At 39.6% G+C, this 11,341-nt stretch carries 9 protein-coding genes and 2 tRNA genes; 10 read left to right on the top strand and 1 reads right to left on the bottom strand.

Annotated features, from left to right (window positions below):
- Nucleotides 1–64 precede the first annotated feature (64 nt).
- Both R3X26_RS14905 and R3X26_RS14900 read left to right on the top strand, forming a co-directional pair.
- Nucleotides 65–141 (top strand) — tRNA-Met (locus R3X26_RS14905).
- Nucleotides 142–207: 66 nt separating this feature from the next.
- A tRNA-Met gene (locus R3X26_RS14900) sits at nt 208–284 on the top strand.
- 515 nt (nt 285–799) lie between these two features.
- Here R3X26_RS14900 and queG read toward each other — a convergent pair.
- Nucleotides 800–1,942 (bottom strand): tRNA epoxyqueuosine(34) reductase QueG, encoded by a 1,143-nt coding sequence (gene queG / locus R3X26_RS14895; RefSeq protein ID WP_317718115.1) that lies wholly within the window; start codon nt 1,940–1,942, stop codon nt 800–802.
- A gap of 325 nt (nt 1,943–2,267) precedes the next feature.
- On the opposite strand from queG, the gene tsaE reads away from it, so the two are divergent.
- The 8 genes from tsaE (at nt 2,268) to hflC (ending at nt 11,322) form a co-directional block, all read left to right on the top strand.
- A complete protein-coding gene (gene tsaE / locus R3X26_RS14890) occupies nt 2,268–2,732 on the top strand; it encodes a tRNA (adenosine(37)-N6)-threonylcarbamoyltransferase complex ATPase subunit type 1 TsaE (protein ID WP_317718114.1) in 465 nt (154 codons plus the stop codon).
- Complete coding sequence (locus R3X26_RS14885) at nt 2,732–4,453, top strand: N-acetylmuramoyl-L-alanine amidase (RefSeq protein WP_411572424.1); 1,722 nt, start codon at nt 2,732–2,734, stop codon at nt 4,451–4,453. Before tsaE ends, R3X26_RS14885 begins: the two co-directional genes overlap by 1 nt.
- Nucleotides 4,450–6,417, top strand: coding sequence for a DNA mismatch repair endonuclease MutL (mutL, locus tag R3X26_RS14880; RefSeq protein WP_317718113.1), 1,968 nt, complete (start codon nt 4,450–4,452; stop codon nt 6,415–6,417). The genes R3X26_RS14885 and mutL overlap by 4 nt, the downstream gene beginning before the upstream one ends.
- A complete protein-coding gene (gene miaA / locus R3X26_RS14875; RefSeq protein WP_317718112.1) occupies nt 6,410–7,345 on the top strand; it encodes a tRNA (adenosine(37)-N6)-dimethylallyltransferase MiaA in 936 nt (311 codons plus the stop codon). Before mutL ends, miaA begins: the two co-directional genes overlap by 8 nt.
- Nucleotides 7,346–7,510: 165 nt before the next feature.
- Nucleotides 7,511–7,777, top strand: coding sequence for an RNA chaperone Hfq (gene hfq, locus R3X26_RS14870; protein ID WP_317718111.1), 267 nt, complete (start codon nt 7,511–7,513; stop codon nt 7,775–7,777).
- A 29-nt stretch (nt 7,778–7,806) separates the two neighbouring features.
- Entirely contained in the window at nt 7,807–9,114 is a 1,308-nt protein-coding gene (hflX, locus tag R3X26_RS14865; RefSeq protein WP_317718110.1) for a ribosome rescue GTPase HflX, read from the top strand.
- Between the two features lie 25 nt (nt 9,115–9,139).
- Complete coding sequence (hflK, locus tag R3X26_RS14860; RefSeq protein ID WP_317718109.1) at nt 9,140–10,339, top strand: FtsH protease activity modulator HflK; 1,200 nt, start codon at nt 9,140–9,142, stop codon at nt 10,337–10,339.
- 2 nt (nt 10,340–10,341) lie between these two features.
- A complete protein-coding gene (hflC, locus tag R3X26_RS14855) occupies nt 10,342–11,322 on the top strand; it encodes a protease modulator HflC (RefSeq protein WP_317718108.1) in 981 nt (326 codons plus the stop codon).
- The last annotated feature ends 19 nt before the right edge of the window (nt 11,323–11,341 follow it).

The raw sequence follows: 11,341 nt of genomic DNA, 5'->3' as shown, positions 1-11,341 counted from the left end.
GTTTTTAGAAGTTATTCTTTTCAAGATTAACTTTGCTTCAAAAAAGTTTCAGAAAGAACACGGACGCGGGGTGGAGCAGCTTGGTAGCTCGTCGGGCTCATAACCCGAAGGTCGTTGGTTCAAATCCAGCCCCCGCAACCAATTACAGATAGTTTGGCCATAAATTAATACTGTCAGCCAGATTCTCTTAGAAAGTAAAAACTCGGACGCGGGGTGGAGCAGCTTGGTAGCTCGTCGGGCTCATAACCCGAAGGTCGTTGGTTCAAATCCAGCCCCCGCAACCATTTTACTTATTTTGATAATTTTATATTCATGCATAGAATTATCATCTTAACTGCTCTTTTCTTTAATGCTGTGAAGTATTATCCCCCTCAAATTTAATTTAACTTGCGTATGCCAGTTTTTCCACTGCTAGATCTCAATAGCTGTGGCTCTTTCATGCCATAAAATGAAAATAATCTACAGACTTATCCACATTTTTTTATCTGTGGATAACCTAGTGAGTAAAAATAGAATCATCTGAAATTTGCCTATTTACTTATAAGATCTTCTAGGTTTTTTTTTTGTAACCTAAATGGCAATATTTATTAAATATATGTTTATAAAGGTTTTTTTGTTTTTCTATTCATCGCTGTATATATAAAAAAAGATCATTAAGTTAGAAATTATTGATCTTTGTCATTTATTAGTATTGTGTTTAACTTTTTAAATAGAAATGTTTTTGGTTAAGTAGATAAGTTTTTTCCACATTTGGAATTTTGTGGTTCATGTCAAAGAAAAGTTTGTATCGTCGTTAAGTTTAAGCGTCTCGTTTTAATCCTTTTTCAACGATTCTAATTAATCGCTGCGTTTTATTTTTTAATTTTATGTCCGAATTTTGATATGAGCGCATACCAGGTACTTGGGCGATTTGTTGTTCTAATGCCCAAGTTATGTGCTCATCTAACAACGTAGATAGTCCTAGCTTCTGCTCTAGAGCAGTAATTATTTCTTGTGAATATGGCGCATTGCCTAAAGCAATGGAGATATTTCTGAGCCATTGAATATGGCCTATTCTACGGATAGCGGAACCTTCAAGGTTTTTTAAAAACTCTTTTTCACTCCAAGTAAATAGAGTAAGTAGATCAGGATATTCGAAAAAAGAACGGCGATGAAAATCAGGTTGTTGGGTTAAGTCAGCATATCTATTCCATGGACAGACGAGTTGGCAATCATCACAACCATAAATTCTATTTCCCATTGCTTTTCTATATTCTAGTGGAATGATTCCATCATATTCTATAGTAAGGTATGAGATACATTTTCTGGCATCAACAACGCCGTCTTGAATAATTGCTTGCGTTGGACAAGAGGTGATACAAGCACTGCATTTACCACATTCATTGCTTACTATGTCGTCAACTGGCAATGGTATATCAACAAGAAGTTCACCTAAGAAAAACCAAGAGCCGGCCTCACGGTTGATAATTAATGAATGTTTTCCAGTCCATCCAATTCCTGCTTTTTCAGCTAGAGGTCTTTCTAGAATAGGCGCGGAATCTACAAAAGGTCGATAACCTAACGTTGCTACTTCTTGCTCGATCAATTTGCCTAGTTGATTTAATTTATTGCGGACTAATTTGTGATAATCACGACCTAATGAATATCGGCTAATATAGGCATGATTGGGTTGGCTTAAATTACTCGCGAATTGTGCTTCAGGCGGGAGATAATCCATGCGAACACTAATGACGCGAATGGTGCCAGGAAGCAACTCATTGGGGCGAGAGCGCATAGTACCATGGCGTGACATCCATTCCATCTCTCCATGATATCCCGATTTTAACCAGTTAAGCATTGCTTCTTCATGCTGAGATAAGTCAACATCACAAATTCCAACTTGTTGGAATCCAAGATCTTTACCCCATAATTTTATTTTTTGTGCTAATGCTTGGTAGTTCATAGAAATATAGTGGTAGATAAGAATTTAAGTCAGTAAGAAAGACGGATCTTACCTGAAATAATCGTGTAGAGCTATGAAAGTGACGTGATGAAAGTTGATTAGAGTGAGGGGGAGCGAATGGTTTTTCAAGCAGGTATTGTACCTTTATCCAACCCCGATTTACTATCGAGACTCTTTAACTCTTTATATAGTGGAGAATAATTGTTATATAAAGGGCACAAGTTTAAAACTGAGCATAATTTTAAACTAAAAATCGCAACGTAACACAGTAACAGACGCCAGATCCAATTTACCCAATAATATGATAATTGAGCTAATGTGTAATATGAATACAAAACAATTTAATTTAATGGATGAACAAGCAACCATCAATATGGGGCAAAAACTGGCGGGACTTTGTACTCAGCAGACGACTATTTATCTACATGGGGATTTAGGTGCGGGCAAAACGACATTCAGTCGGGGATTTGTAAAGGCTTTAGGGCACAAAGGTAACGTAAAAAGCCCTACATATACATTGGTTGAACCATATGAACTGGCAAATTGGCACGTCTACCACTTTGACTTATATCGCTTAGCTGATCCTGAAGAATTGGAGTACATGGGAATACGAGATTACTTTACTGCAGATGCCATATGCTTGGTGGAATGGCCAGAGAAAGGTGAGGGGCTATTACCTAAAGCTGATCTTGAGATTGAAATACGCTACATGAACGAACAAAGAACTGCTATTTTATCGGCTAATAGTGATTATGGGAATACGTTATTAAATAGTTTGGAGCTATCTTGATTGGTAAATATTTAAGAGCCTTTAGTGTGCTCTTTATTAATATTTTGATACTGTTTTCTATCAATAGTGTTAATGCTAATGAATTGGAAAGCTTACGTGTATGGCCATCGCCGGATGAGACAAGAGTCGTTATAGATCTTACATCAGAAGTGGATTATAGCTATTTTACTTTATCATCACCGAATAGATTGGTTATTGATTTAAAAAATACCGAGCTGAATGCTAAATTACCTATTGATGTAAATGATAGTAAAATACTCAGCAAAATTAGAAGTAGTGGTGCTCCAAGTAAAGGCACATACCGACTGGTTTTTGTGCTTAAAGAAAAAGTAACCGCAAAGCTATTTAAGCTTAAGCCGACCCCCGGCGGTCAGTATGGACATCGCTTGGTTGTTGATTTACCGCATTCAAGTAAATCTAGTGTCGAAACGCCGGTAATTAAAAACACGTCACCAACTACTTCTCCCAGTAAGGATGCTTCTCAATTTTCTGGTAATGCTGATATTGTCGTGGCCATTGATGCGGGACATGGCGGAGAAGACCCAGGTTCCATTGGACCAAGCAAAAAATATGAAAAACATGCGACATTGAGTATTTCACAAAAAATTGCCCAACAGCTGAATAGTGTCGCTGGAATAAAAGCAGTGTTGACAAGGAATGGTGATTACTTTGTTAATTTAAACAAGCGTTCTGATATTGCTAGAAGAAGTAAAGCGCATTTATTGGTATCGGTTCATGCAGATAGTTTTAGTTCTCCAAAACCGCGAGGTGGATCGGTTTTTGTTCTAAATACTCGCAGGGCCAATACGGAAATTTCACGTTGGGTAGAAAAGCACGAACAGCAATCTGAGTTATTAGGTGGCGCGGGTCAAGTACTAGCAAAAAACCAGGCAGATAAAAACGTAAGCCAAACATTACTTGATTTGCAATTTAGTCACTCACAGAAAGAAGGCTACAAAGTTGCTACCAATATTTTGGCTGAAATGGGTAAGATTATTCGCTTACATAAAAAACAACCAGTTCACGCTAGTTTGGCGGTGCTAAAATCTCCAGACATACCATCAGTTTTGGTTGAGACAGGGTTTATTTCTAACCCAACTGAAGAGAAGTTATTATTTCAGACTAGCCACCAAGATAAATTAGCTCGCGCTTTAACCAAAGCGATTGTGCAGTATTTTGAACAAAATCCACCTGAAGGGACCTTATTTGCCCAGAAAAAAACGGCCCATAAGCATAAAGTGGTTAAAGGGGATTCGTTATCTGTTATTGCACAAAGGTATGGTTTGACGACTCAAGCAATAATGAAAGCTAATAATCTAAAATCGTCAGGATTAAAAATTGGACAAGTCTTGGTTATACCCGCAAGTAATAGGCCTGTCGTTATTACCAAAACAAGTAACTTAGTCGAAACTGAATTCATTACACATACCGTTCAAGCTGGAGAGTATTTAGGTCTGATAGCGAATAAGTACAAGGTGTCTGTAGCAAGCATTAAAAAGCAAAACAAGTTGCAGCGGAACACATTATGGGTAGGACAAAAACTTAAAATTACCGTAAAACTAGAAGATGTTCCTATTCGTAAACACAAAGTTGCTCGTGGTGAGTTTTTAGGAAAAATAGCTGCGAAGTATGGTGTGACAATAGATAGTGTAAGGCGAGCGAACAAGCTACGCTCAGATAAATTAGCAGTGGGACAGATTCTGATAATACCAAATAAATGACTATAAAAATTTTACCCGCCAGATTGGCGAACCAAATAGCGGCAGGAGAAGTGGTCGAAAGACCTGCTTCGGTTGTTAAAGAATTAGTTGAAAACAGTATTGATTCAGGGGCAACTCGAATTGATATTGATATAGAAAAGGGTGGCAGTAAACTTATTCGGGTTCGAGATAATGGCAAAGGGATAGTCAAAGAAGAGTTATCGTTGGCATTGAGTCGTCATGCTACCTCTAAAATACATACTCTAGATGATTTAGAAGCAATAATGAGTTTGGGGTTTCGTGGTGAAGCTTTAGCCAGTATTAGTTCGGTATCTCGATTAACGCTGACCTCAAGAACGGCAACTCAGCAACAAGCTTGGTCCGCTTATAGCGAAGGCCGAGATATGGAGGTAAAGCTCCAACCAACCGCACACCCAATAGGAACAACGGTTGAAGTACTCGATTTATTCTTTAATACCCCAGCGAGACGTAAGTTCTTACGGACGGATAAAACCGAATTTACTCACATTGATGAACTGTTAAAACGTATCGCACTGAGTCGATTCGATGTCAGTATTAACTTGAAAAATAATGGTAAAGTTGTACGTCAATATCGCGCAGCCAACAACACTACTCAAATAGAAAAGAGGATAGCAGCGGCATGTGGGACGAATTTTGTTCGCCATATGCTAAGTATTGAATTAGAGCATACAGGTTTGCGTTTATACGGTTGGATTACCTCTCCACAAGGAGCGCGCCAGCAAAGTGACTTACAGTACTGTTATGTCAACGGACGAATGATGCGAGATAAATTAATCAATCATGCTATTCGTCAAAGTTATGCCAGCAGTCTGCGGCCTGATCAATTTGCTAGTTATGTTCTTTTCATTGAGATCGATCCGCATCAGGTTGACGTGAACGTGCATCCTGCCAAACATGAAGTCCGTTTTCATCAAAGCCGTTTGGTCCATGATTTTATTTATCAGGCACTTTCTGATGCGTTAGCTCAAAGTTCACATGTTAGTGAACCTAAAACCTCACAAGCCGCCTACCATACAACGCTAACGGAATCGGCTCAAACACATGCCCGAGAAGCGATTGATAATACGCCTGCTTATCCCGGAAGAGAAGATTATACAAAAAGTCCATTAGCTCAAAATGAGCAAGCTGAACAAAGTAATGGTTCTAAGACTGATTATTCATGGAACAATGTAAATCATGCTACTGGGAAAGAGTCGCGTGATAAGCCGACTACTCGAGGAACAGAGCTTAGAAAGTCGGATGCTAATCCGAGTCAACAAGAACTTAAGGCATATAAAGCGTTACTAGAGACTCCAGAATTGGACCGAATGAATAACATGGAAGTGTCATGCTCTCCGACTAGGATTCGAACCAATAATGTCAATTTAATCCGTTCTGTAGGTAAAGCATTTTCAATTGTTCGACAACAGTATATTTTGATGCAGTCTGATCACGGTGAAGTTCTTATCTCATTAGCACAAGCCGAATGGTATAGAATATTAGGTCAACTTCAGGCCGATAAATACCAACTCACTCCTCAACCATTGTTGATCCCGTTGTCGATTAAAATATCCCAGCAAGATTTAAGTGCTTTTCGTAAATATCAACAACTCTTGACTCAATTTGCTATACAATTTAAAGAGAAAAATAGAGAACAGATATTGGTAATGGCGGTTCCACAGCCTTTACGCCAACAAAATTTACAACTTATCATTCCGAAACTGTTATCTTATTTAGCAGTAGAAAAAAATGATATCGACAGTGGCTGTCTTGCTCGATGGTTTGCCGATAATATTACCCAAGTTAAAAGTGATTACGCTTTATCTGAGGGGATAAAATTAATATCAGAACTGGAACAGTTGTGGGAAGGACATTTACCTTTGCAAGACACCGCATTTATCCAAATAGTTCGCTTTGAACAGACTATCGAGATGTTTGAAAAAAGTAGCACTTTAAATGAATAAAAAATTACCACTGGCTCTTTTTTTAATGGGGCCCACGGCATCTGGTAAAACAGAGCTAGCAATTAAGCTAACACAACAGTATCCGATTGAAATTATTAGTGTCGATTCGGCGCTTATTTATCAAGGAATGGATATCGGTACGGCTAAACCAGATGAAACTGAATTAGCCATCGCTCCCCATCGACTTATTAATATTTTAGATCCTAGTGAGTCGTATTCTGCTGCCGACTTTAGACGTGATGCTTTAGCCGAAATGGCCGCTATCGTCGCGAAAGGTAAAATTCCTCTGCTTGTTGGGGGAACTATGCTTTATTATAAAGCTCTATTAGAAGGTCTGTCTCCTTTACCCGCTGCTGATGCAGAGATTCGGCAGCAAATAGAAGTAGAGGCAGAAGAGTTAGGATGGGAGGCTCTGCATAAGCAATTAGCGAAGGTAGATCCTGTATCAGCAAAAAGAATTCACCCAAATGACCCTCAAAGACTATCAAGGGCATTGGAAGTTTATAGAATTTCAGGTAAAACAATAACTGAGCTGACAAAAGTAAAAGGAGATCCTCTTCCTTATGATGTCAGGCAGTTTGCAATATCTCCCAAGGAAAGGGCAGAATTGCATCGTCGCATAGAAGTTAGATTTGAAAAAATGATCGACGCTGGATTTGAACAAGAGATGAAAGCACTCTATGCTCGAAAAGACCTACATGTAGATTTACCATCCATCAGATGTGTTGGTTATCGTCAAATGTGGGATTATTTGGACGGGAATTGCACGTTAGATGAAGCGATTTTTCGTGGTGTTTGTGCAACTCGTCAATTGGCCAAGCGACAAATCACCTGGTTACGCAGCTGGGATAATTTAACTTGGTTAGATAGCGAGAACATTAATAAAGCATTCGAGATTATCTCTAACGAAATAGTTTCAAATGAGTAATGCAGTGTATAATGTGACCGTTTTTGCGTAAAAGTTTTACTCGATGATATTTAAGGTTTAAAAACTTAACTAGACAAAAGTAAGACCTATTTGATTCATTTAGCTCAGAGGCAAAAACAGCACCAATAGCTAAATAATTACAACAAACTAATAAGGAAAATAAAAATGGCTAAGGGGCAATCTTTACAAGACCCGTTCTTAAACGCACTTCGTCGTGAACGTGTGCCGGTTTCAATTTACCTAGTGAATGGAATTAAACTTCAAGGTCAGATCGAATCTTTTGACCAATTTGTGATTTTGCTGAAAAACACAGTAAACCAAATGGTTTATAAGCATGCAATATCGACAGTTGTTCCTGCACGAGCAGTGACTCACCACACAAATACCGAGCGCCCACAAGGCGAACGTTCACAAGAGAAATCAGAAGATTAATAATTATTTAAAAATAAGGAGTTGGTTGCTTGTTTGACCGTTACGAAGCAGGTGAACAGGCTATCCTTGTTCATATTAACTTCACGCAGGAAGGTGAGTGGGAAGATCTTAGTGAATGTGAGTTGCTAGTATCTTCTGCAGGAGTCAATACACTACAAGTTATCACCGGTAGTAGACAAGCTCCGCACTCCAAATATTATGTTGGTGAGGGTAAGGCTCAAGAAATTGCACAGGCAGTGCAGTTAACTGGAGCTGAAATCGTGATTTTTAATCATGCCCTTTCACCTGCCCAAGAGAGAAACCTTGAACAGCTTTGTCAATGTCGAGTAATAGATCGCACTGGTCTAATACTTGACATCTTTGCTCAACGAGCCCGTACCCATGAAGGTAAAATGCAGGTTGAGTTGGCACAGCTTCGCCATCTTTCTACCCGACTGATTCGTGGTTGGACTCACCTTGAGAGACAGAAAGGTGGTATAGGTTTACGTGGGCCAGGTGAAACCCAATTAGAGACAGATAGACGCTTATTACGAGATAGAATCAAAGCAATATTGCGGCGTTTAGCTAAAGTTTCGAAGCAGCGTGAGCAAGGACGGCGTGCCAGAAACCGCGCGGAAATACCTACGATTTCACTTGTAGGATATACCAATGCGGGGAAGTCGACTTTATTTAATCAGATTACTGATGCAGATGTTTATGCCGCAGACCAATTGTTTGCCACATTAGACCCAACCTTGCGCAAAGTCGAATTAATGGATGTTGGACCAGCTATTTTAGCTGATACGGTTGGTTTTATCCGACATCTACCCCATGATCTAGTAGCAGCTTTTAAAGCAACGTTACAAGAAACACAAGAAGCTGACATTTTGTTACATGTTGTTGATGCTAGTGACGACCGTTTTCGTGAGAACATACATGCGGTTGATGTAGTATTAGAAGAGATTGATGCGAATGAAGTACCGTCTCTGATCGTCATGAACAAAATTGATAATCTCGAAGGCCAAAATCCTCGCATTGAGCGAGATGAGGAAGGAGTTCCTCAGCGTGTTTGGGTTTCTGCAATGGAAGGTAAAGGCATCGATCTATTATTTGAAGCATTGACAGAGCGTTTAGCAAGTCAAATGGTTCAATACCAATTACGAATTCCGCCACAGTATCAAGGACGAATTCGTAGTACGTTTTTTGCAATGAATAGTATTCAGAGTGAAGAATATGAAACAGATGGTAACTTATTGATCGATATCCGGATGCAAAAAGTAGATTGGTCTAGACTTGAGAAAAAAGAAGGGGCAGTACTCAGTGACTTTATCGTTCACTCAAGGACTGCTACAGTATAACGTCATATCATGATGGAGCTTTCTAATGGCGTGGAATGAGCCTGGAAATAACAATGGCAACAATAATGGCCGCGATAATGACCCTTGGGGTAATAAAGATGATCGTGGTAAGCAATCTGGTGGCCGAGATCAAGGTCCACCAGATTTAGATGAAGTGTTTAGCAAACTGAGCCAAAAATTAGGCGGAAAGTTTGGTAAAAAAGGTGGCATGCCTTCAATTGGTGGTGGTTCTGGTGGCGCGATAGGGTTTGGCCTTATTGCAGTCGTAGCTATCGCTATTTGGGTGTTTTCTGGATTTTACACCATAGGTGAAGCCGAAAGAGGTGTTGTATTACGCCTAGGTAAATATGACCACGTGGTTGAACCGGGTTTGAACTGGCGTCCACGATTCATCGACGAAGTTACACCAGTTAACGTACAAGCAATTAGAGCCTTACGTGCCTCTGGAACAATGTTAACTAAAGATGAAAACGTGGTTACGGTAGAAATGGGTGTGCAATATCGCGTTTCTGATCCGTATAAATATTTGTTCCGTGTGACTAGTGCCGATGATAGCTTACGTCAAGCAACTGATTCTGCTTTGCGTGCGGTTATTGGCGATTCATTAATGGACGCTATTTTAACTAGCGGTCGTCAACAAATTCGTGAAAATACACGAGAAACGCTAAACCGTATTATTGATAAGTACGATATGGGCTTAATCATTGTAGATGTAAACTTCCAGTCTGCTCGTCCACCAGAGCAAGTAAAAGATGCCTTTGATGACGCGATTGCAGCTCGAGAAGATGAAGAGCGTTTCATTCGTGAAGCCGAAGCTTATAAGAATGAAATACTTCCTAAAGCAACGGGTCGTGCTGAGCGTTTGAAAAAAGAAGCACAAGGCTATACTGAACGTACAATCAATGAAGCACTTGGTCAGGTTGCTCAATTTGAAAAATTACTTCCTGAATACAATGCCGCTCCTGAAGTAACACGTAACCGTTTGTATCTTGATACAATGGAAGACGTTTATACATCAACATCTAAAGTACTGATTGATTCTGAATCAAGTGGCAACTTGTTGTATTTACCGATGGATAAACTTGGGCAAACTTCACAAAGTTCAACTGCTAAACGTGAATCAACATCAACGTATGATGATTTAGATCTAGAACCACAACGTTCAGATGCTTCAGATCAAACAACAGATAGCCGTTCAACTAGCACACGTCAAGGGAGATACTAAGAATGCGTAAGTTAATAATCCCTGTAATTTTTGCTGCGCTGGCGTTAATGCTAATGTCACTGTTTGTTATTCCTGAGGGTGAACGCGGAATCGTTGTTCGTTTCGGTAGGATTTTAAAAGATAACAACGAAATTTCTCGTATCTACGAGCCAGGCTTGCATTTTAAGATGCCTCTGTTTGATACGGTTAAAAAGCTAGATGCAAAAATCCTTACTATGGATGGACGCTCTGATCGCTTTGTTACTGCTGAGAAAAAAGACGTTATCATTGATACTTATGTTAAGTGGCGTATAGAAGATTTCGGTCAATACTATCTAGCGACGGGCGGTGGTAATCTACTTACTGCAAAAGCGCTTCTAGAACGTAAAGTGACAGATATTCTTCGTTCGGAAATTGGTTCGCGAGAAATCAAGCAAATTGTATCTGGCCCACGTAGCGATTTAATCGCTGCTGAAGTTGGTGAAGGGTCTGAGCCTGTTCCTGTTTCTGCTTTGGAAGCACTGGAAGTAGACGGTGAACGAGATATGATTATGGCTGAAGTATTGGCTGATACACGTCCAAGTGCGCGAAACGACTTAGGTGTTTATATTGTTGACTTCAGAATGAAGAAAATTAATCTTCCAGATGAAATCAGCGAATCGATATACCGTCGTATGCGTGCAGAACGTGAATCGGTTGCTCGTAAACACCGTTCACAAGGTAGAGAGAAAGCTGAGATTATTCGAGCACAAGCTGAGTTAGAAGTTGCAACAGTGCTAGCTGAAGCAGATAAAACAGCACGAGTAACACGTGGTTCAGCAGATGCGGAAGCTGCTTCTATTTATTCTGGAGCTTATAGTAAAGATCCTGAATTTTATAGCTTCATGCGTTCTCTAAGTGCGTACAAAAAATCCTTTGCAGATAAGAGCGATATATTGGTTCTAGATCCTAAAAGTGATTTCTTCAAATACATGAATGATTCAAACGGTGTGATAAAAGAGTAAGCTCTTTTTTAGAATCCAA

The organism is Vibrio sp. TH_r3 (genome assembly GCF_033101115.1).
Classification (GTDB): domain Bacteria; phylum Pseudomonadota; class Gammaproteobacteria; order Enterobacterales; family Vibrionaceae; genus Vibrio.
This window is presented reverse-complemented; position numbering and strand designations above follow the sequence as displayed.

What these genes read in the sequence shown, in the direction of transcription:
- queG (WP_317718115.1), bottom strand. Translation starts at nt 1,942, where the DNA reads ATGAACTACCAAGCATTAGCACAAAAAATAAAATTATGGGGTAAAGAT.
- miaA (WP_317718112.1), top strand. Translation starts at nt 6,410, where the DNA reads ATGAATAAAAAATTACCACTGGCTCTTTTTTTAATGGGGCCCACGGCA.
- mutL (WP_317718113.1), top strand. Translation starts at nt 4,450, where the DNA reads ATGACTATAAAAATTTTACCCGCCAGATTGGCGAACCAAATAGCGGCA.
- tsaE (WP_317718114.1), top strand. Translation starts at nt 2,268, where the DNA reads ATGAATACAAAACAATTTAATTTAATGGATGAACAAGCAACCATCAAT.
- hflK (WP_317718109.1), top strand. Translation starts at nt 9,140, where the DNA reads ATGGCGTGGAATGAGCCTGGAAATAACAATGGCAACAATAATGGCCGC.
- hflC (WP_317718108.1), top strand. Translation starts at nt 10,342, where the DNA reads ATGCGTAAGTTAATAATCCCTGTAATTTTTGCTGCGCTGGCGTTAATG.
- hfq (WP_317718111.1), top strand. Translation starts at nt 7,511, where the DNA reads ATGGCTAAGGGGCAATCTTTACAAGACCCGTTCTTAAACGCACTTCGT.